This window comes from Erwinia rhapontici, assembly GCF_012271765.1.
Classification (GTDB): Bacteria; Pseudomonadota; Gammaproteobacteria; order Enterobacterales; family Enterobacteriaceae; genus Erwinia; species Erwinia rhapontici.
Window position 1 is genome coordinate 462553 of record NZ_VRKO01000016.1, and the last position, 21426, is coordinate 483978.

Annotated in this window: 14 protein-coding genes; 3 read left to right on the plus strand and 11 right to left on the minus strand. The window is 55.2% G+C overall.

Going from position 1 to position 21426, the window contains the following annotated elements:
• Positions 1 to 55: 55 nt before the first annotated feature.
• Complete coding sequence (locus FVB43_RS19145) at positions 56 to 730, minus strand: MBL fold metallo-hydrolase (RefSeq protein ID WP_167864557.1); 675 nt, start codon at positions 728 to 730, stop codon at positions 56 to 58.
• Positions 731 to 750: 20 nt separating this feature from the next.
• Complete coding sequence (ldcA, locus tag FVB43_RS19150) at positions 751 to 1674, minus strand: muramoyltetrapeptide carboxypeptidase (RefSeq protein WP_167864558.1); 924 nt, start codon at positions 1672 to 1674, stop codon at positions 751 to 753.
• 196 nt (positions 1675 to 1870) lie between these two features.
• Here ldcA and emtA point away from each other — a divergent pair, with 196 nt between their 5' ends.
• Positions 1871 to 2506 (plus strand): membrane-bound lytic murein transglycosylase EmtA, encoded by a 636-nt coding sequence (emtA, locus tag FVB43_RS19155; protein WP_159337275.1) that lies wholly within the window; start codon positions 1871 to 1873, stop codon positions 2504 to 2506.
• Between the two features lies 1 nt (position 2507).
• Here the strand turns inward: emtA and FVB43_RS19160 are convergent, their stop codons facing one another.
• Positions 2508 to 3248, minus strand: coding sequence for a flagellar brake protein (locus FVB43_RS19160; protein ID WP_133843371.1), 741 nt, complete (start codon positions 3246 to 3248; stop codon positions 2508 to 2510).
• Between the two features lie 200 nt (positions 3249 to 3448).
• Here FVB43_RS19160 and FVB43_RS19165 point away from each other — a divergent pair, with 200 nt between their 5' ends.
• Positions 3449 to 3697, plus strand: coding sequence for a GlsB/YeaQ/YmgE family stress response membrane protein (locus tag FVB43_RS19165; protein ID WP_133843372.1), 249 nt, complete (start codon positions 3449 to 3451; stop codon positions 3695 to 3697).
• A gap of 54 nt (positions 3698 to 3751) precedes the next feature.
• Here FVB43_RS19165 and FVB43_RS19170 read toward each other — a convergent pair whose 3' ends face one another.
• From FVB43_RS19170 to FVB43_RS19205, 8 genes are all read right to left on the minus strand, one after another.
• Positions 3752 to 5881 carry a TonB-dependent siderophore receptor gene (locus FVB43_RS19170; RefSeq protein ID WP_159337274.1) on the minus strand — a complete coding sequence of 710 codons (2130 nt, stop codon included), beginning with the start codon at positions 5879 to 5881 and terminating at the stop codon, positions 3752 to 3754.
• 259 nt (positions 5882 to 6140) lie between these two features.
• Complete coding sequence (treA, locus tag FVB43_RS19175) at positions 6141 to 7823, minus strand: alpha,alpha-trehalase TreA (RefSeq protein ID WP_167864559.1); 1683 nt, start codon at positions 7821 to 7823, stop codon at positions 6141 to 6143.
• 211 nt (positions 7824 to 8034) lie between these two features.
• Complete coding sequence (gene argC, locus FVB43_RS19180) at positions 8035 to 8964, minus strand: N-acetyl-gamma-glutamyl-phosphate reductase (RefSeq protein WP_167864560.1); 930 nt, start codon at positions 8962 to 8964, stop codon at positions 8035 to 8037.
• Positions 8965 to 9776: 812 nt separating this feature from the next.
• Positions 9777 to 10496, minus strand: coding sequence for a DUF3142 domain-containing protein (locus FVB43_RS19185; RefSeq protein WP_133843379.1), 720 nt, complete (start codon positions 10494 to 10496; stop codon positions 9777 to 9779).
• Positions 10466 to 12619 (minus strand): PA5441 family protein, encoded by a 2154-nt coding sequence (locus tag FVB43_RS19190; RefSeq protein ID WP_422718034.1) that lies wholly within the window; start codon positions 12617 to 12619, stop codon positions 10466 to 10468. The genes FVB43_RS19185 and FVB43_RS19190 overlap by 31 nt, the downstream gene beginning before the upstream one ends.
• A 186-nt stretch (positions 12620 to 12805) precedes the next feature.
• Complete coding sequence (locus tag FVB43_RS19195) at positions 12806 to 14383, minus strand: methyl-accepting chemotaxis protein (RefSeq protein ID WP_167864561.1); 1578 nt, start codon at positions 14381 to 14383, stop codon at positions 12806 to 12808.
• 213 nt (positions 14384 to 14596) lie between these two features.
• The gene (gene fumA / locus FVB43_RS19200) at positions 14597 to 16243 is read right to left on the minus strand and encodes a class I fumarate hydratase FumA (RefSeq protein ID WP_133843392.1); all 1647 of its coding nucleotides are present in this window, start codon (positions 16241 to 16243) and stop codon (positions 14597 to 14599) included.
• Positions 16244 to 16423: 180 nt separating this feature from the next.
• Complete coding sequence (locus FVB43_RS19205; RefSeq protein WP_133843393.1) at positions 16424 to 17935, minus strand: DASS family sodium-coupled anion symporter; 1512 nt, start codon at positions 17933 to 17935, stop codon at positions 16424 to 16426.
• Positions 17936 to 18528: 593 nt separating this feature from the next.
• On the opposite strand from FVB43_RS19205, the gene FVB43_RS19210 reads away from it, so the two are divergent.
• Complete coding sequence (locus tag FVB43_RS19210) at positions 18529 to 21306, plus strand: flavocytochrome c (RefSeq protein ID WP_167864562.1); 2778 nt, start codon at positions 18529 to 18531, stop codon at positions 21304 to 21306.
• Positions 21307 to 21426: the final 120 nt, after the last annotated feature.

Here is a 21426-nt window from a genome sequence, read left to right on the forward strand (position 1 = left end):
TCGTCATCCTTATCTGCCAACCGATGCTGAGCGGAAAGAAGAGCAGAATACCCCGCTAATGTCCGCCAATCGGCAGTACCGAGTGGCGCAGATCCAGCACATTATTTTCCGCTTCATCCAGCAGCGCCAGCCACTGGCGCACATCGACTTCCTTCCATGCCAGATGCCCGGCAGTGGTGCCCATCAGGACCACATCCGGGCGTAACGCGCGATAAAACTCCAGCGTCTGCCGCAGTTCACTCTCATTACTTTCATCGACCAGCACGGTGACCCAACGATCATGGGATAGCGTGACAGTGTCACCGACGAATAAATACGTTTTACCATGAGGAGAAGCATACAGATAGCTGGTGCTGCCCGGCGTATGCCCCGGGGTGGGCACCACATGAAAACTACCGCAGTGGACCTCCGCTGCATTGAACGTGGCATCGGCTTCGGCAAAGTGGCTGACCTGGCCTAATGCACGCGCATGACAGTAGAGTGCGGAGTTGAAACGTTGCTGTAAGCGCCGCGTACCCGGACTGGCTTCGTGCCAGTGCGTCAGATAGTGGCGAATAATGCCCCCCTGATCCGCAATCATCTGGTGGTCCTCCGGGTGTTCAACCCGTGATATCAGCAGGTTGCCACGCACATGTTGCAGTAAGAAACCATGCATCATCAATACGGGTTCATCGTCACTGGTAGGAAATTCCGGGGTGGATACCCAGAGATCTTCATATAACTGTTTCATCTTTTTTGCGCTCCCAACGATCAGCGCAGCACAGGATGTCCTGATACCTGTAACGAAGCGGCGGTATTCTCCACCGTCAGCATTCCCTGGGCGCCAAGGGGCAAGGTGACGGTGTCCGCGCTGTGGCCGAACGCTAACCCGGTAATTACCGGAATACCCGTCAGATCGCGTATCAGGTTCCAGACACTGGTGAAATCGTAGCCATTGTCGTAATCCGTAGAAGTGGTTCCGCTAAAACTGCCGATAATAATGGCATTCTGGCGGGAAAGAATACCGCTCTGATGCAGTTGCAACAGCATGCGTTCGATACGGAAAGGATGTTCATTCACATCCTCGATCACCAGAATGCCGTCCTGAATATCCGGCATCCACGGTGTGCCGATCAGTGAAGCGATCATCGCCAGGTTGCCGCCCCAAACTGTACCGGTTGCCTGAACGCGTTGTGAGACTGTCGTCCACTCCAGAGTTAATTTAGGCGAAGTTAGCGCGCGCCAGAAGTGTTCAATGGTAAAATCAGACAAAACCTCAGCGCCGAAATTACCCGCCAGCATCGGCGCGCTGAAGCTTTGCATCCCACTTTGCGCCAATAACGCCAGCTGAATGGCAGTAAAATCGCTGTGGCCGCAGAGGGCGAGCGGGGCACCGGCCAGCCGCTCACGCAGTGCCGCGTAGTGAATATGTGGTAAAAGTCGGCTGGCACCATAACCTCCGCGTACTGCCAGAATGATATCCGGCAAGGGATTAAGCTGTACCAGGCCGTTGATATCGGCCAGACGCTGGCTGTCATTACCGGCAAAACGTTGCTCGCGGCGGGCAATAATGCCGCTGTTATCAACCCGGTGGCCATCAGCCTGCAAACGTGTCACACCGCGCGCTGCGGCCGCAGGATTGTGGCAGTAGCCTGAAGGGGCAACCAAATGGATCGTACGTGGAATTGTCGACATAACGCTCACTTTGATGATTTTTTATGCGCCAGCAGTGAATTATTTCGAACCGGGCGCTGTCCAATTGATTCGATGATGACGAATAGCCGCTATGAAGTCACCAGCATGCCGCACAATTTAAGAGTTACGGTAATTTCCTAATGGCCGGCAACCCGTATGATAGTCGCGAAGCTCGGGCTCAGAGGATAATAAAAACGTGAGAAAAAGCGTGAAAATGGCGGCGATGATCGCTGCATTATTGCTGGCAGGTTGTGCCAGTGAACCCCAGAGAAAAATTGTTCGTCAGCCGGATACTCCCTTAACTCAGGCCCCTCCTTCGCAGGTGGCCAGTGCCTGGTCGATGATGACCGAGCAGGCAGCACAGCGGAATGGTGTGGATCAAAAGCTGGTGGAAGCGATTATTAGCGTAGAATCGGGCGGCAACCCCACGGTCGTCAGCAAGTCGAATGCCGTTGGATTGATGCAGATAAAAGCCTCTACGGCAGGGCGGGAAGTGTATCGTTCACAGGGCCGACGTGGGCAACCAACGAAGTCGGAACTGCGTGACCCGGTGAAAAATATCGATATTGGTACTGCGTACCTGCGTATTCTGCAAGAGCAGCAGCTGGCGGGGATTCGTGATCCGAAAACCCTGCGCTATGCCACTATCGTCTCCTACGCTAACGGTGCAGGTGCTTTACTGCGAACCTTCTCTCGTGACCGCGATCGTGCTATTGCGATGATTAACGCCATGACCCCGGAAGCGTTTTACCAGCATGTGCAGGATAAACATCCGGCGGCCCAGGCGCCACGTTATCTGTGGAAAGTCACCACCGCCTATCGCACAATCTGAATCACTCCTGGAAACGGTTGGCTTTATCACGCGCCAGCCGTTCCAGCGAGAAAATCACCTGTTGCAGCTCACGTTCCTGCCCGGCATTCAGCGACAGGAAGCGGAAGCTGAGGCGTGGTGTTACGATTGTCTCGCTTTTACTGCCCACCACGCTGCGTTTACCAATGGTAATCAGCTGTGCATCCACTTCAAAACGGCCATATTCCCCCATCTCCACGCGCAGCTTTTTAATGCTGTCGCCGATTTGTAGCGTCTCCGGCAGGGCATTATCGGACAACACGCCAACGCCGCCCAGTGAGAGGTCTTGCAAACGCAGGCGACCTTCACCTGATCCATCAGGCCAGGGGATATAGCAGTAAAACACCGGATTGAGCGGTGCCGTTACGCGGAAAAATTCGCGGCGCTGGATCATCCAGAGCAATTCAGGCAGCTCTGCAGAAAATGCCGGTAATCCTTCGTGCTCGTCCTCGCCAAGGGCCACCAGGGCAAACTCAACTTTGGCACCGCGTGTTTCTGCGGTGATATGCAGATTCCGGGCCTCTTTCGCCAGCTGATTGTCGTAATCATTACTGCCGAAATCGAGCAACATGTTCTCTTTATCCGCGTACAGTAGTCGTGTGATGAACTGACCGCGAGCGTGCGACACCATCACGGGTGTTTGACTGTCCAGCAGATCGCGCAGGACGGCCAGAACTGCCAGCGGCCCACGTTTCAGGTATTGTTCTTTGTCGTCCTCTTTCACATCCGGCTCCAGTCGAATAGCAAATCATGCGCGTTAGCGACCCTGTAACGGTTATCGGCAACCCCTTCAAGGGCTTTACAATTATTTTACGCGATAGACAAAGAAAGTTTAGATTTAAATCACAGGCTTAGAAACCTCGCCTATACTTAGTGCGTTTTATTAGGCGAAGCGTTAAATCATAAGATTATAAGGAGTGACTAATGGGTATTATTTCATGGATCATCTTTGGTCTGATCGCCGGTATTATCGCCAAATGGATTATGCCGGGTAAAGATGGCGGTGGTTTCATCATTACCGTGGTTCTTGGGGTGGTGGGTGCCGTTGTGGGTGGCTGGATCAGCACCTTCTTTGGTTTCGGCAGGGTAGATGGTTTTAACTTCGGCAGCTTTATTGTCGCGGTGATTGGTGCGATCGTGGTGCTGTGGATTTACCGTAAGGTACGCAGTTAACACAACGGTTTAGAAACAAGGGAGGCTGAGGCCTCCCTTTTTACTGTCTGGCTTTTAGAAATCGTAACCCACGGTGGCGATCACGCTGCGTTCAGCCCCCACGTAACAGTTGGTGGTGCTGTAACAGGCGGCGATATAGTCACGACCAAACAGGTTATTGGCATTGACCTGCACATAAGCCCCTTTCATGCTGCTGTTCCAGTCGCCCAGATTGGCACGTACAGAGGCGTCGACCAGCGTGACGGAGGGGACCCGTGCGGTATTGTCGTCATTGGCCCACTGTTTACCGATGTAACGTACCCCGGCACCGGCACTGATGCCGTAGTCAAACTGATAGTGTGCCCAGGCAGAGGCCATCTGATTGGGTGTCAGCAGTGGCGTGTGGCCATCATTGCCGTCCTGCAACTCTTTATAACGTACGTGGTTCAGCGTATACCCGGCGATGGTGCTCAGACGCGGGGTCAGCTGATTACGTGCTTCCAGCTCAAGTCCCTGAGAGTGCACTTTCCCGGCGGGAATGTAGGTGGCGCTGGCAATATCGTTAGAATCACGTGCCGCGACATCTTTCTGCGTCAGGTCATACACGGCAGCGGTGTACAGATCGCTGGTGCCCGGGGGCTGGTATTTCAAACCGGCTTCATACTGCTCAGACGTAGACGGTTTCAGCAGGTTGCCGTCTTTGCCAGGAAGAATGGATGGCGTGACCGCCTGGCTGTAGCTGACGTAAGGCGACAGGCCGTTTTCAAAGGCATACAACAGCGATGCGCGTCCGCTGATGTGATCATCCTGCAGACGATGTTTAACATCGGTGGTGTGATTATCCTGCTCTGACACCATGCGATCATAGCGGCCGGACAGCGTGGCATGCCAGCGATTCCATTCCAGCTCATCCTGCAAATAGACGCCGGACTGATAGTAGCGGCGAGTGGTGTTGTCCTGAGACGTGACCGTTACGCCGTGAGAGGCGGTGGCGCCGGTGAACGGATTAAGTGGGCTGGCACTCCCGTATCCGCTCCAGACATCGTTTTTATACTGATGGTATTCCGCACCTACCACCAGCTTATGCGTCACGTCGCCAGTGGCGAAATCCGCTTCCAGCTGATTATCCGTTGACCAGGCATCCAGTGAACCGCGTGAGCCACTGTAGCCACGTGCTAACTGGTCACTATCATCGATCCAGCCGTTCTGATACACCTGATCCAGTGCAACGCTGCTGTGCGTGTAGCTGGCATCAGAGCGCACTGCCCATGTCTCATTGAAGCGGTGCGAGAAGGCGTAGCTGTAAACCTGTTCACGCCGTTTGTACTGGTCAACGCTGCTTTCGCCTTCGTTGAAGCCATCCTTTAACCATTTGCCATTATGCTGGGTCAGGTTACCGGAAAGCGGTGTGGAGCCGTGATAACCACCAGAGGGATCTTTTTGCAGGTAGGCACGCAGCAACAGGGAGGTGTCTTCTGACGGCTGCCACAGCAATGACGGCGAGATCGTGTAACGTTCTTCACGTGTATTGTCATACTGCGTATCGCTGGTGCGCGTCATGCCGATCAGGCGGAAGGCCCACTGGTCATTAATCGCATTGGTATAATCAAAGGCGGCCCCTTTGGTATTTTGTGTTCCACCGGTCAGACGGAAATGCCCTTCAGAGACAAACTGCGGACGTTTCGAGGTCATATTCACCAGCCCGCCGGGAACGGTCTGACCATACAGCGCAGAGGAGGGACCTTTGATGATATCAAGGCGCTCAAGGAACCAGGGATCGACCTGCATAATATTATGGCTGCCGCCGTCGCTCATCAGGCGCATACCATCGAGGAACAGATTATCGACATCGCCGCCGTGGAAGCCACGCAGGGCAACGGTGTCAAAACGGGTGGCACCCCCACTGAAGTTAGAAAACACCCCTGGCGTATAATTCAGCGCCTGGCCAACGGTATTGGCGGCCTGATCGTCAATCTGCTGGCGGGTGACGACAGACACCGACTGACCGGTGGTGATCAGCGGCTGATCGGTTTTGCTGGCGCCGGTAGACGTGGTCGCGTTGTAGCCACGCGTTGGTGAATCGGCGGTCTCCGCGGGCGCTGCCGTCACCACCATCTGGCTGTCAGCAGCGAAAGTCATGCCAGGGGCGGTCATCGCAATGGCGCAGCACAGCACCGATCGCTTCAGGTTAAAAACCAGAGTCATCTTCTTTCCTTGTAGGGTGGATCGAGGGAACTGAAAGCCGATCAGATCCCTCGGGAAAAGGCATTCTTACATAAAAGTAACAAAATATGAGAATAACAATGAGAATTGTTATTGTTATCGTTGATTTTTTCAAGCGTAAATTTTATTTCAGTATCGGAAGGTGTCTGGTGGGCTGCGGAGTCTGGCAGCGTGAGGTGAGGGGGGCCGGGAACGATAAAAAAAGGCGGCACAAAGGCCGCCCGGTCAGGGTTAATGCAGGTTAAGGTGCTGGTTTAGCCGTGCTGATATCCCCCACATTATTACAGGTCACGCCTTTAGGGCAGTAAAGATCCATTAATTTCAGCGTTACGCCATTGGTCCAGCCAAAGCCATCCTGCAACGGATATTCGCCGCCACCGCCGCCGCCCAGCCCTTTACCTTCGACAACGTATTTCTCGACCAGCTTGTGTTCTTTATCGTAGGTGGCCTGCACGTTTTGCAGGAAGCGCATACCGATCTCTTTCGCCAGGTCCTGCTTACCATAGTGATTCAGCCCCTCAACGGCGGCCCACTGCAACGGTGCCCAGCCGTTAGGCGCATCCCACTGCTGGCCGTTGTTGACGGTGGTGGTCACCAGGCCACCTTCTTTCAGCAACTGCGCTTTCACGGCGCTGGCCGTACGGTTAGCGTGATCGTCCGTCGCGGCCTGCACATAGAGCGGGAACAGCGTGGCGGCGGTTAACTGCGGACGGACCTGCGCTTTCTGCCAGTCATAGTCGGCATACCAGCCCTGTTTCTCATCCCACAGATAGCGGTTGATCGCGTCACGACGCTGTGTGGCACGCTCGGCCAGACGCTTGCTGGCACCTTCATTTTTCGCCACCTGGTAAGCGTGGGCGAGGGTATTCTCCAGGTGGAACATCAGGGCATTCAGGTCCACCGGGACAATGCGGGTGGTATGAATGGTAGCCAGATCACCCGGTTTATCGAACCAGCGAGAACTGAAGTCCCAGCCCGATGCGGCCCCGGCTCGCAGGTCGCGATACAGCCCGGCTTTATCGCGCGACGGGGCTTTCCCGGCGGTGGCGATATCGTCCATCCAGGATTCGGTACGCGGCACATCGCGGGCATCCCAGTAGCGGTTGAGCACGGTGCCATCTTTAAGCTTCACGACACGTTTGCTGGCCGATCCGGCGGCTAACGTGCTGCTGTCGGCATCGGCCATCCAGTAGTTGTACTCTTTCTCCAGCTGCGGCAGATATTTGCTGTAGACCGCTTCACCCTCATGTTTTGCCAGCAGATCGACCATCATACTGAAGAACGGCGGCTGCGAGCGGCTGAGATAGTAGCTGCGGTTACCGTTGGGGATATGGCCGTATTTATCCAGCTCAGAGGCAAAGTTATCGACCATATCCTGCACCCGATCCCAGTGACCGCTTTCCGCCAGCCCCAGCATGGTGAAGTAGCTGTCCCAGTAATACACTTCGCGGAAGCGCCCACCCGGCACCACATAAGGCTTCGGCAGCGGCAGCAGTGAATCCCACTGATTGGCCTGACTGGCGGAACGCGTCAGCACGGGCCACAGGCCGTTGATATGTTCACGCAGGCTCTGACCAGCGGGTGGAACATATTTCTCCCCCTCTGCGGGCAGGATAAAATTCGTGGCAACAAACCGCTTTAAATCGAAATTGCGCTGCATTTTCTGCATTTGCCAGTCGGTAAGAATGGCGGTCGGGTCCTGTTTCGGCACGGCATCAGCAAAGGTTTTCTGGTCGGGGAAAATTTTTGCCGCCTGCACCGCGTGGAACAACGGCCCGAGCCGGATGTCCGGTGGCTGCGGGTTACTGCTCAGCATACGTTGATTATCTTCCGCCTGCAGCGTGAAGCTGGCGGTCAGCGCGGCGGTGAGCAGCAGGGGGGTAAACAGGCGTGTATTCCATTGACGTTGTTCGACTCTTCTCATTAGCCATTCTCCATGTCCAGACCATGCATGATCTGTAAGTAGTTGAGCAGATTAAAACTTTAGTCGAATTTAACGAAAGGGTAAGGGATCGAAGGGGCAAAGTGTGAGTCAGGTAGGGGTTTTAACACCACAATGCGCTGAATGTGGTCGAAAAAAATACAGCGGGAATGGCAGGAAAACACGGGGACTGGCAGGCCCCCGTGAGGCGATATTACAGATTCACGCAGGTCTCTTCCGGCAGGCCAAGCATCAGATTCAGGTTCTGTACCGCAGCACCCGAGGCGCCTTTGCCGAGGTTATCCAGGCGAGCAACCAGAATGCTCTGGCGCTGCTGCGCATGGCTGAAGACAAACAGTTCCATATTATTGGTATTATTCAGCGCTTCCGGCAGCAGGTAAGGGGCAGTATCGGCGTCCAGGCTGTTCAGTGCGTTCACGTGAATAAACCGCTGGCCGTGATAGAAGTCAGCCAGCGCCTGCTGTAACGCTTCGCCATCCACATCATTCAGCGGAATAAACACCAGCATACCCTGCGCATAATCACCGACGGATGGCTGGAAGATCGGCTTGCTGCTCAGCCCACTCCATGCCTGAATCTCTTTCAGGTGTTTATGATCAAAGCCCAGGCCGTAGGCGGCAAACCCGGTGCCTGCCTGCTGGTATTTTTCGATCATCGCTTTGCCGCCGCCGCTATAGCCGGATACGGCGTTAATCGCCAGCGGTTGATCGGCTTTCAGCAGGCCGCTTTGGGTCAGCGGTGCGAGCAGGGCGATAGCGCCGGTAGCGTAGCAGCCCGGATTGGACACATGGCTGGCAGCACGAATTTTCTCGCGCTGGTCGGCCGCCAGTTCCGGCAGGCCATACACCCAACCTGCTTCTACGCGGTGCGCAGAACTGGCATCGAGTACGCGTGCACCCACGTCATCGGCCAGCGCGACGGCTTCACGTGCAGCAGCATCTGGCAGGCAAAGGATGCTGACATCCGCCTGTTTCATCAGCGCCTGGCGGGCAGCGGCATCTTTACGCTGCGCCTCATCAATGCTGAGCATTTCAATCTGAGGATGACGGGCCAACCGCTGCTGGATCTGTAACCCGGTGGTGCCTGCCTGACCATCGATAAACACGCGATATTTCTGACTCATTACCGTCTCTGCCCTGACTTCGTAAAAAAAAGAGTGGTGAGAGTATGCGAGATTTAGGGCGAAGGGACAATAAAAAATGACTGAATATCTGTTTTATTTGCATAATAAGTCATTATTGTTCGAGTGGACAGGTCAACATCCTAAGGTCAACGTCTTAAGGTCAAGGGCGTTTCGCTTTCCCGCTGTCGCGGGCTGAGCGACAAGGGGCGGCCAGTCGCCGCCGCCCCTTGACCCCGGGCTTGCGGCAGGCGCTGCGCCCGTTTCACGGGTGCCTTCGTCAGTTCCGTTCACCGACGGACCACTCGTGACGGCACTTCCCTGTGCCGGCCCGAGCTTTCACCGCCGTCCTGGCGGTTCATCCTGGTTCACATCACTTCCTCAGCGCCGCTTAATTGCCGCCTCAACATCAAAACCAAAAACCTACAAGATTAAATAAAACCAACAAATACCAAAAATGGCTCTTTGGTATTTGGTTTATTTTTAGTCCGTCTTTGATTGTTCTTTTGACCTGGCCGTTGACCTTTTGAGCGGCAATTAAGCCTCGCCGAAGGAGGGCGGATTTCCAGGACGAGCCGACAGGACGTCGGCGAGAGGGTGAGCCGGGACAGGGATGTCCCGTCACGCCCGTTCCGGCAGGAAAACCGACCGACTGAGGGAACCCGCTTTAGCGGGCGATGCGCCTGCCGCAAGCCCGGGTTCCCAGGGCGGCGGCGACTGGCCGCCCTGGGTCGCTCAGCCCGCGCAGCGGGAAAGCGAAACGCCTTTGACCTTCAGACCTTGACCTTAAAAGCTTGACCAGACCTTTAAGCCGATCACCGATTCAACATAAACACCACGCTGCCGCGATACCACGGCGAAGCCAGCAGGTGCTGCTCATCCTGCTTATCCCAGCGGCCGTTCTGCACCAGCCCCAGCCGGAAGGGAATGCGCAGCTCCGTCAGCGCCGGGAAGTAGTCGGCGTAGCGGTTCACCGTCTGGCGACCCTGATAGCTCTGGATCACCAGCTCATCCACCGGCAGCGCATTCAGCGTCGCCACGTTACCGGTTTTGGCCCAGTCCAGCAGCCCGGTGACGCCAAGGGCATACTCCGCAGGCAGCACCGTTCTCAAGCGTTGCAAAAACGCGCTGTACTGATCGAGGCGGTGGGTCGCGGCATCAAAATCAATCTGTATGCCGATCACCTGATTGCCCGCCTGCGACCAGCGCTGTGCCAGCCGCACCATCCGTTCCAGCATCTCATCCGGCACCGCCAGTGTTTCCATTCGCACGGTGACCCAGATATGCGGAAACGTTAAGCGGCTCACCGGCAGGCCCATACGAATAAACACCGCCTGACCCTGCTGCGTCACCACTTCACCCTGATGCAGATACACGGTGTGAGCGGCTTTCAGCTCGGGTCCGGGGCGTACCCCCGACCAGAGCCAGAACGCCTGGTAATCGCTGGCATTAACCTGCTGTGCAGCACGAACCGGAAGGCCGCACAGGGCGGCCAGCAGGAGGCTTACCAGTAATACTTGAGCTTGTTTGCCCACGTGCTTCCCGGATACTGTTTTTTCAACTGAGTGAACCAGCGCTGGCGCTGTGTTTTATCGACCTCTTTGCCGCCGCAGTCGTTATAGCCTGACGGTGCGTAACACATGACGGCGCGGTACAACGCGTAGCTTTTATCTTCCGGTTCGGTTTTGCTGTTGCCGATCACCTGCTGATAATAGTGCTGGCGATCCGGCTGACCCGTGCGTTTCTCGGTCGTCACCGCGTTATCCAGCGTACCGTTACCGCCGCTGTCGGGCCAGGTGGTGACCGAAACGTTCGTGGTGCGGAAGAACTCGCTGAGGCAGTTCAGCGCATGGCTGTTGTCGGCGTGCTGGTTCAGTTGGGTGACCACCGTTTCCAGCGTCGGGCAGGCGTAGCCTTTTTCAGTCTTTTCGCCCGTCCAGTCAAAGGCACTGAGCTGCACATCGGCAAATGCGTCAGTCACCACGGGCTGCGTAATATGCTGGCTCAGTTTGCGGTCCTGCAACCATTCGCCGTAGCGCGCCTCGGTCAAATCGCTGACCAGCAGGGTGTGCAAAGCAATGGTGCGTTCTTCATCGTTTGGCCCTTTGCTGGCCTGCTGACGTAGCAACTCTGGCGTCGCGCGAGTCTTCAGCACCAGCGAACGGTAGCGCAGGTTCGTCACCCGGCTGTCTGCGGCAAAAATCTGTGCCACTTCATTGCCGGAAACCAGCGCGGCCGCCAGTCGGGCCTGAACAAACTGCTGCTGTTCCGTGTCCTTACTCAGCGTTAACAGATGCGCCCAGTGGTCGCGAGCGGCGGGCCATTGTTGCTGCGCCATCAGCGCATCGCCATACAGCACCTGCTCGCTGAACGCGACAATGTTGCGGGCGGGCAGTTCGGTGATGGGTTTGATGTTAGCGATCACCGCAGGATAATCCCCGGTGCGGAACGACTGCATGACCGTCAGATAGTGCCAAAGCGGCAGCTTGCGTGCCTGGTCAAATGACGGCATCAGCGCATCAAGATACGCCTGGTCCACACAGGGCAGGCGCGGATTACACTCTTTGCTGCGCATCAGACGTAATGTCTGGGTAAAGGTCAGCAGCGGGGCGTTAGTGGCGCTGATAAACATCGCATCGCCGCTTTGATCTTTGCTTTGCAGCTTCAGATCGTTTTCTGCGATCAGCGCAACAATGTCATCATTATTCGTGGCCGCTTCCAGCGCCTCCTCATAGTGATCTGCCAGCAGGTCCCAATCCTCCCGATACCAGTCGATACGGCGTAGCATGCTGTAGGCGGAGTGCGCATATTGCCCTTTGGGCCAGGCGGTCAGATAGGCCAGTGCTGCGGTACGCGCCTCAGTGGCGGCGTTTTTGTCGATCTTTTTGACATCGAAATCACCGTATTCACCGTTGGCATTCTCGCTGCTCTGGTTGAGTGCCGTGCGCATCAGCATATAACTGGCAGTTTCTGCCACCCACGGCTGTTTTGCCGTTTGCAGCGCCGTGAAGGTCTGCGCGGCAGCCGGATAGTCGCCCTGATAGAAGTCGCTGGCGGCCAGCAGATAATCACGGAAGGCGCGTGCCGATGATCCTTCAGCATAATCCAATGCCCCCGTCTGCTGGCGGTATTCAGCGCTATCAGACAGTGACATACGGGCAGTGGCCAGTGCCTGGCGCTGTTCTGCGCTTAGCGAGGTATCCGCCAGCAGTGCCCCGAAGAAAAGCGAAACGGTGGTCAGCGTATAAGAGACAAAACGATTTTCCTCTTCGCCGGGCGCCATCGGGGTAACTTTAAGAATGCTGTCGTTCAGACCCAGCGCGGCAATCTGATTTTGCAGTGTTGCAGACAGGGTATCTTCGGTAGCAGCAGGGCTGGCAGCGGCAGGAGCGGCATCATCATGGTAGCCGAAATAGAACGAGCGGCTGCGCGTCATATCTTGCGGTATGGGCTGCGACGTCAGGGTGACAGCTTTGGTTTCGCTGACCAGGCGTAGCAGGTTGTCACGGGTGTCGTTGGTCACGTCCAGCACAGGAGGGCTGACAATAAAACAGTCTTTACTGCCCCACATACAGGCCTCGATATCTGAAGAGGCAAACGTCTGGAAACTGGCGGTTAATGACGCCAGCACGGTCAGGGCAATCCTTGATTTACGCATAATCCTTTTCCGGCAGATGATGAAGCGTTGATAAGCCGGCGAATTCTAAGCTGAAAACGGGCTTTTCATCAATGGCATTGCTGCTATCTCACCTCATCGCCACTGAGTGGGATGAGGTGATGCGCGTTATCCGACTATTTTCGGCCCATTATGCAGTCTCAGCACGCCGGGCCGCTCACTCCGTTGTTACTCTTCCCGCAGTTTAAACACTCGCACCATCTCTAACAGCTGCTCAGCCTGCTGCTGCATTGCCTGTGCGGCGGCGGCGGATGCCTGAGAGAGCGTGGCGTTCTGCTGGGTGGCGGCATCCATATGCACCACGGCGATATTCACCTGATCGATGCCGCTGCTCTGCTCGCCGCTGGCCATCGAAATGGTTTCCACCAACTGGCTGACGCGCTGCACGCTGCTGACGATCTCTTCCATCGCGCTGCCCGCTACTTTCACCAGCGAGTTACCCTCATTGATGCGGGTGACAGAGCTGTCGATCAGTGTGCCGATCTCTTTCGCGGCGGTGGCAGAACGCTGTGCCAGGGCGCGCACTTCGGCGGCGACCACGGCGAAACCGCGTCCTTCGCTGCCTGCACGCGCCGCTTCAACGGCGGCATTCAGTGCCAGAATATTGGTCTGGAAGGCGATGCCGTCAATCACGCTGATAATGTTGCTGATCTGAGTGGAGAACTGGTGGATATCGCTCATAGTGCGTACCACCTGTTCCACTACTTCACCGCCCTGGCTGGCGACGGCACAGGCTTCAATGGAGATATCGCTGGCGATACGCGAGTTCTCGGCATTGTTTTTGACCACTGACGTCAGCTCCTCCATTGAGGCCGCGGTCTGCACAATGGCGCTGGCCTGTGCTTCATTGCGCGTGGACAGTTCGCGGCTGCCAACGGCAATTTCGCTGGAGGCCGACGCAATGGTTTCGGTGCCGGAACGTACCCCGGACACAATACGCGTCAGGTTGCCGTTCATCTCCTGCAGGGCATGCATCAGTTCGGCGGTTTCATCGCGGCCGCTGACGATAATCGGCGTCTGCAAATCACCGGACGCCACCGCTCGTGCAATCGAGACAGCCTGCGCCAGCGGGCGGGTGATGCTGCGGATCAGCCAAAAGGTGATCATAAAGCCAGCCAGTAGCGTCAGACCCATTGCCAGCAGCAGCATCATGCGCGTTTGCTGATACAGATGCTGGTTACGCGCATTACTCTGCTCGCGGATCAGCACCGCCTGTTGCAGCGTGGCGGCAACCATTTCATCGATCATCCGCGTGGGCTCACGGTCAATTCCGGTGACCAGACCATCGACTTTGTGCGCGCTGTCGCTGTCCTGAATGCTGTACTGTTGCAGGGCTTTTAGATAGTGCTGCTCCAGCTCGGCGTGCAGCGTGCGGGTTTTCAGTACCTCGCTGTTGCTCATGCCAATCTCAGGGAGCAGTGTGCTCAGCTGGCCCAGCAGCACCTGGGTTTTCTGGCTTTGTTTAACAAAGGCATCACGGTACTGATTGAATTTCGCTTCGCCCTGCGTACCGCGCAGCAGGGTGTTCTTCCACTCCTGCACCTGAATTTTGAACTGCACCTGCGCATTGCGTGCGGTATCAATGCTCTCTGCGATGGTCTGCTCCGTAGCCATAATATGCTGATTCTGCGTTAACCCGTCGGCGTTAACCGTCAGACCGCGTATACCGATAAACAGGGTGGCCAGCAGCAAAATGGCCGCCAGCATGCCGAGGCGTTGCCCGATAGAGAGATGATTAAGTTTCATAGCGTCAGGATTTCCCGGTGAATAAAAAATGCAAAAAAGCTCACAGTCGCCAGAGATATCGACCTGGCGGGCAGCGACTTTAATCGGGAGAAGGGGGGATAACAGAGGATGTGAAGGCTAACTGACTCATCTGTAGAGAGGAGTCTGGTTTATGACGTTTTCGTGACAATTGCATTCCCCTCCTGAAGCGGAGGGGAATGCCGCCTCAGGCGGTTACTTCACGCATTTATCGCACTGATTCTGTTGGATCTGAGCGAAGAAGTCGTTGCCCTTATCATCGACCAAAATAAAGGCCGGGAAGTTTTCGACTTCGATTTTCCAGATGGCTTCCATACCCAGCTCAGGGTACTCAATGCACTCCAGACTTTTGATACTTTGCTGTGCCAGCACCGCCGCCGGGCCACCGATGCTGCCGAGGTAGAAACCGCCGTGTTTATGGCAGGCATCCGTCACCTGTTTGCTGCGGTTGCCTTTCGCCAGCATGATCATACTGCCGCCGTTGGCCTGAAGCAGGTCAACGTAGGAGTCCATGCGGCCTGCGGTGGTCGGGCCGAGGGAACCGGACGCATAACCTTCCGGGGTTTTCGCCGGCCCTGCGTAGTAGATCGGGTGATCCTTGATGTACTGTTGCAGATCTTCGCCATTATCAAGGCGCTCTTTCAGCTTGGCATGAGCAATATCACGGCCCACGATAATGGTGCCGCTCAGAGAGAGGCGTGTTGAAACCGGATACTCAGAAAGATGGGCCAGAATCTCTTTCATCGGACGGTTCAGGTCAACATGCACTACATCGCCTTCGCCCTGCTGGCGCAGTTCGACAGGGATATACTGGCCTGGGTTATCTTCCAGTTTTTCAATCCAGATGCCTTCGCGGTTGATCTTCGCTTTGATGTTACGGTCAGCGGAGCAGGAAACCGCCATCGCCAGCGGGCAGGATGCGCCGTGGCGCGGCAGACGGATGACGCGGATATCATGTGCGAAGTATTTACCGCCGAACTGTGCGCCCAGGCCCAGCTCTTGTGCGGCCAGCAGCAGTTCCTGCTCAAGTTGCACATCACGGAAGGCCTGGCCGTGTTCATTACCTTCGGTTGGCAGCTCGTCGTAGTAGTGTGTTGAGGCCAGTTTCACGGTTTTCAGCGTGCTGTCGGCGGACGTACCACCGACCACAAAGGCGATATGGTACGGCGGGCAGGCGGCCGTGCCGAGGCTGCGCATTTTCTCAGTCAGGTACTCTTTCAATTTACCCGGGGTGAGCAGCGCTTTGGTTTCCTGGTACAGGTAGGTTTTGTTGGCTGAACCGCCGCCTTTCGCCATACACAGGAATTTATACTCGTCACCGTCAACGCTATAGAGGTCGATTTGCGCAGGCAGGTTAGTACCGGTGTTGACCTCTTTGTACATATCCAGCGCGGCGTTCTGCGAATAGCGCAGGTTGTCTTCGGTGTAGGTGTTGTACACCCCCAACGCCAGGGCGGCTTCGTCACCGCCGCCCGTCCAGACGCGCTGGCCTTTTTTACCCATGATGATCGCGGTGCCGGTGTCCTGACAGGTTGGCAGAATCCCTTTGGCAGCGATTTCGGAGTTTCTCAGAAACTGCAAGGCAACGTACTTATCGTTCTCACTCGCTTCCGGGTCGGCCAGAATGGCGGCCACCTGGCGCTGGTGGGCCGGGCGTAGCATAAATGAGGCATCATGAAACGCCTGTTGCGCCAGTAACGTCAGAGCCTGAGGCTCTACTTTCAGGATTTCCTGCCCGTCGAATTCGGCCACGGAGACGTGATCGCGGGTTAACAGGTAGTATTCGGTATCCTCTTTTGCAAGAGGGAACGGGGTCTGATAATGGAAAGGTTTTTTCGACATTGTGCTCTCACTTAATGATGTGCTGCCCTCCTTCTCGGATGCGGAGGCTCGGCAACATTAATGGCGATATCTGTTTTATTGTTTTCCTGCCGACCCTGAGTCAGGTCGGCAGGTCAGGAATGGTATAACATTGTTGCAACAACTGCATGTCTGAGTGCGTGATTAACCGTTAAGCGCGCATCAGAACATCATCACCATCCACGGATAGCCAATCAGCATCAGGGCGCAGAGGAAGAAGGCCCCGAAGATGGTACCCAGACGCCAGTAGTCTTTGGTTGGCAGGTAACCACTGCCGTAGTAAATCGGGCTTGGACCTGTACCGTAAGGTGTGATGATGCCCATCAGACCAAGTGAGGTACACATCATCAGGCAGAATACCGGCATATTGATGCCCGGAATCGAGGCGGCAATGGTCAGCATGGCCGGTAACAGCGCGGTGGTATGCGCAGTGGTACTGGCGAACAGGTAGTGCAGCAGGAAGAAGGCGATCATCAGTACCACGGCGGAGACCTGCGGGTCGTAGCCTTGCAGCAGCGTCCCACCTTCTTTACCCAACCAGGCGATAAAGCCAACGCGTGCCAGGCCATCTGCCAGTGCCACCAGGGTGGCGAACCAGGCAAAGGTGTTCCAGGCCGGTTTGTTACTGGTAATGTCATTCCAGTTGAGTACGCCAGTCCACAGCATCAGCACGACGACCAGCAGGGCAGCCATAGCCGGTTCAATCCAGGCGGTGGCGAAGATCCACATCAGCAGGGCAGAGACCACAAACACCAGCAGCAGGATTTCGTTACGGGTCAGTTTGCCCAGTTTTTCCAGCTCACTGATGGCCCAGCGCGGCACTTCATCGTTGAACTTCACTTCCGGCGGATAGAGCCAGTAAGCCAGCAGCGGCATGGTCAACAGCAGTAACAGACCTAACGGCAGGAAGGCCAGGAACCACATTCCCCAGGAGATATCAAAGCCCACCACACTTTTCACCAGCGCCAGGGCCAGCAGGTTAGGGGCCAGCGCCGACAGGAACATCGAACTGGTGATACAGGCGGCGGTGATCGCTACCCACATCAGGTACGAACCAATCTTACGGGCGCTGGGGTCGTTAGGTTTTGAACCATACAGCGGCGGCAGGTTGGCAATAATCGGGTAGATTGTGCCCCCGCTGCGTGCGGTATTGGACGGCGTGAACGGGGCCAGCAGCAGGTCAGCGAAGGTAATGGCATAACCGAGGGTCAGACTGCGACGCCCCAGATATTTCACCAGAATCAGCGCCAGGCGGCGGCCGAACTGTGTTTTGTCATAACCCGCGGCGAACATAAAGGCGCCAAAGATCAGCCACACCGTAGAGTTACCGAATCCGCTGACGGCCCATTTAAATGCCTGAGCGGCCGTTTTGAATTTCGGGTCGGCCAGTTCTGCCGGGCTGAACAGCACCCACTGACTGAACAGCGCGATGACCACCACGCCGGTAAGGCCGATCACCGCACCAGGCAGGGGTTCAAAAATCAACCCAACAATCACCCCCACAAAGATAGCGAAGAAGTACCATGCATGAGGTTCCAGCCCCTGAGGTACCGGCACCAGTAGCAGTAACACCGCAACCAGTACAGGCAGGAACAACATAAGCAGGCGTTTTTTTTGCCCCGCAGCGGCAGGAGGTGCCTTTGCGGTTTCACTGACCATAGATGTCTGTTTCATAGTTTTAGTCTGCAAGTTAATAAGAATTCGTTAAGTGTCCCGGTAGGTTATAACTGATTTTTTTACTTTCTTTTCTATTTATTTAGTTTTTCTACCGTGAATCTTGAAGTCGTTTTCGTCTTTTCCCAATGAAAAAGCATCTATTTATTGGGTTGATATAAATATAATGCGACATCCTTAAATATAGACTTTGATCTGGATCAATAAAAATTGCAGCACCCTTTTATTTTTAACAACTGGCTATCATTTATTAAGCGTTGTTTTCATTTAAGAGGCTTAATCTTCATCTTAGTGTACATTTTATTTCCAGTAAAGTCAGATTTGTTTTGGTAAGAATATGATTTTATTTATTATAATTTTTCTGTAAACGATAGGTTGATTTTTTGTGTTCATTAGTTAACAATTAATAAAACTATTTGTAGCATTTCGGGTAAATAAAAAGTATTCGTTTATTTAAAAGTTAAATAATTAAAGTTATCGATTATATAGCTAAAGAAATTGTTATATTAGCATCATGACGTCGGGCTATTAATATAAATAATAAAATAGCTGCCCGCTAAAGAATTCAAAACTTTTAATTTGGAGTACACCTAATGAATACGCTAACCCCTATTCTGAACCCGTTGACCCTGCCAAACGGGGCGGTTCTGAAGAACCGCCTGCTGATGGCGCCGATGACCACCTGTACCGGTTTCTACGACGGCACCGTCACCAGTGAACTGGTTGAGTATTACCGCGATCGTGCCGGCAGCATAGGTACGGTGATTGTTGAGTGCTGCTTCATCGACCCGAAAGGCCCGGCCTTCCCGGGGGCCATTGCTATCGACAGCGATAACAAGATTTCGGGTCTGGCGAAAATTGCCAGCGCTATCAAGACCAAAGGGTCTAAAGCTATTCTGCAAATCTATCACGGCGGCCGTATGGTTGAGCCGGAACTGATTGGCGGACGTACGCCGGTCGCGCCAAGTGCCATAGCTGCACCGCGTGACGGTGCGACCACCCCGCAGGCGCTGACTGCCGAAGAAGTTGATGTGATGATCACCAAATTTGGTGATGCGGTTAACCGCGCGATTAAAGCCGGATTTGACGGCGTGGAAATCCACGGTGCCAACACCTACCTGATCCAGCAGTTCTACTCACCGAACTCCAACCAGCGTGATGACAAATGGGGCGGTAGCCGCGACAACCGTGCGCGCTTCCCTCTGGAAGTGCTTGAAATTACCCATAAAATGGCAGAGCGCTTTGCAGATTCTTCCTTCATCATTGGTTACCGCTTCTCACCGGAAGAAATTGAAGTCCCGGGCATTCGTTTTGATGACACGCTGTATCTGCTGGAAAAACTGGCTGCACGCGGCCTGGACTACGTGCACTTCTCAGTGGGGCAGCTGTTGCGCTCCTCGATTGTTGACCGCGAAGATCCGACGCCACTGATCACCAAATACCTGGCTGCACGTTCAGAAACCCTGGCAAAAGTGCCGGTGATTGGCGTGGGCGGCGTGATCAACAAAGCGGACGCTGAACAGGCGCTGGAATACGGTTTTGACCTGGTCGCGGTAGGTAAAGCCTGTATTGCTTACCCGGACTGGGCCGATCGCATTATTAAAAACGATCATCTTGAACTGTTTATCGACAGCACCCAGCGTGAAGCGCTGAACATTCCTGAACCGCTGTGGCGCTTCTCACTGGTTGACGCCATGATCCGCGACGTCAGCACCGGTGGCCGTAAATATAAAGCAGGGGTGTACCAGGAGAAAGTGGAAGCCGAAGCGCTGAAACTGAAAATCAGTGTCACCCTGGATACCGACCGTATTACCGATATTTCACTGGTGCCGGATGACACCCTTGACGTGGACTTCACCACCACCTTTGAGAGCCTGCGTACCCGTATGCTGGTGGCGAACAGCCCGCACGTGGATGCCGTTACGGGTGCCACTACACAGAGTGAGGCGCTGAAAAAAGCCGTCTCCCGCGCCATGGCCACCTCAAGCAAAGAGCATGTGATTGAAGAGGGGGGTAACCCGCAAGCCCCGCAGAACTACGATGTCGTCGTGGTCGGCAGCGGCGGTGGCGGCCTGGCAGCGGCCATTCAGGCCAGCGATGCGGGCGCGCATGTGGTGATCATCGAGAAAATGCCAACCATTGGCGGGAACACCATTAAAGCCTCGGTTGGGATGAACGCCGCGGAAACCCGCTTCCAGAAGCTGAAAGGCATCGAGGACAACAAAGAACTGTTCTATGAAGAAACGCTCAAAGGCGGCAAGTTTAAGAACAACCCGGAACTGCTGCGCGAGTTTGTTAACCTGGCACCCGAAGCTATTGAGTGGCTGGCGACTAACGGTATTGAGCTGAACGATATCACCATTACCGGCGGCATGAGCATTGACCGCACGCACCGTCCGGCTGACCGTTCTGCGGTCGGTGGCTTCCTGATTAGCGGCCTGGTGAAAAACATTAATCAGCGTGATATCGAAGTGCTGCTGGAAACCTCCGTGGCGGAAATTCTGCTGGAAAATGGCGCGGTGAGCGGCGTGAAAGTGGTCGATGAATATAACGACACCCGCATCCTGAATGCCAAAAGCGTGATTGTGGCGACCGGTGGCTTCAGCGCCAACCGTGAGATGGTGGTGAAATACCGTCCTGAGCTGGATGGCTTTGTCACCACTAACCACAAAGGGGCCACCGGTAGCGGCATCGCCATGCTGCAAAATATTGGTGCGGATACCGTCGATATGGGCGAAATCCAGATTCACCCGACCGTGGAACAAACCACTTCTTATCTGATTTCGGAAGCGATTCGCGGCGGCGGTGCCATTCTGGTCAGCCAGGCCGGCCAGCGCTTCTACAACGAAATGGAAACCCGCGACAAAGTCTCCGCCGAGATTATTGCGCTGCCAGAGAAGAGTGCGTGGATTATCTTTGATGACCAGGTGCGTGCGAATAACAAAGCCGCCGATGAGTACATCGCCAAAGGCTTCGTGATCAGTGCACCCACGCCGCACGAGCTGGCAGTGAAACTCAATATGGACCAGGAAACCCTGCAAACCACGCTGGGTCGCTACAACCAGTTCGTTGAACAGCAGAAGGATGAAGACTTCGGCCGTACCACCGCGCTGCGTCATCCGCTCAACCAGGGGCCGTACTATGCTATCCGTATCGCTCCGGGCGTGCATCATACGATGGGCGGCGTGACCATTAATACCGACACCGCGGTGCTGGATGCGCAGAAACAGGTGATTAACGGCGCCTGGGCTGCGGGCGAAGTGGTCGGCGGTATTCACGGTGCTAACCGTATCGGCGGTAATGCTGTAGCCGATATTATCATCTTCGGGATTCTGGCAGGGCGTAACGCGGCGGCGTACGCGAAACGTTAAACCCCCGGGCCGGGCATGCCCGGCCCCTACCGGACGTCGTTGGGGCCGGATAATATACGGCCCGACAGAAAGCATCACATCGTAGGGGTAGGATAATATCCGGCCCGACAGAAAGCATCA

What these genes read in the sequence shown, in the direction of transcription:
- FVB43_RS19145 (WP_167864557.1), bottom strand. Translation starts at nt 730, where the DNA reads ATGAAACAGTTATATGAAGATCTCTGGGTATCCACCCCGGAATTTCCT.
- ldcA (WP_167864558.1), bottom strand. Translation starts at nt 1,674, where the DNA reads ATGTCGACAATTCCACGTACGATCCATTTGGTTGCCCCTTCAGGCTAC.
- FVB43_RS19165 (WP_133843372.1), top strand. Translation starts at nt 3,449, where the DNA reads ATGGGTATTATTTCATGGATCATCTTTGGTCTGATCGCCGGTATTATC.
- FVB43_RS19170 (WP_159337274.1), bottom strand. Translation starts at nt 5,881, where the DNA reads ATGACTCTGGTTTTTAACCTGAAGCGATCGGTGCTGTGCTGCGCCATT.
- treA (WP_167864559.1), bottom strand. Translation starts at nt 7,823, where the DNA reads ATGAGAAGAGTCGAACAACGTCAATGGAATACACGCCTGTTTACCCCC.
- argC (WP_167864560.1), bottom strand. Translation starts at nt 8,964, where the DNA reads ATGAGTCAGAAATATCGCGTGTTTATCGATGGTCAGGCAGGCACCACC.
- FVB43_RS19190 (WP_422718034.1), bottom strand. Translation starts at nt 12,619, where the DNA reads ATGCGTAAATCAAGGATTGCCCTGACCGTGCTGGCGTCATTAACCGCC.
- FVB43_RS19195 (WP_167864561.1), bottom strand. Translation starts at nt 14,383, where the DNA reads ATGAAACTTAATCATCTCTCTATCGGGCAACGCCTCGGCATGCTGGCG.
- fumA (WP_133843392.1), bottom strand. Translation starts at nt 16,243, where the DNA reads ATGTCGAAAAAACCTTTCCATTATCAGACCCCGTTCCCTCTTGCAAAA.
- FVB43_RS19205 (WP_133843393.1), bottom strand. Translation starts at nt 17,935, where the DNA reads ATGAAACAGACATCTATGGTCAGTGAAACCGCAAAGGCACCTCCTGCC.
- FVB43_RS19210 (WP_167864562.1), top strand. Translation starts at nt 18,529, where the DNA reads ATGAATACGCTAACCCCTATTCTGAACCCGTTGACCCTGCCAAACGGG.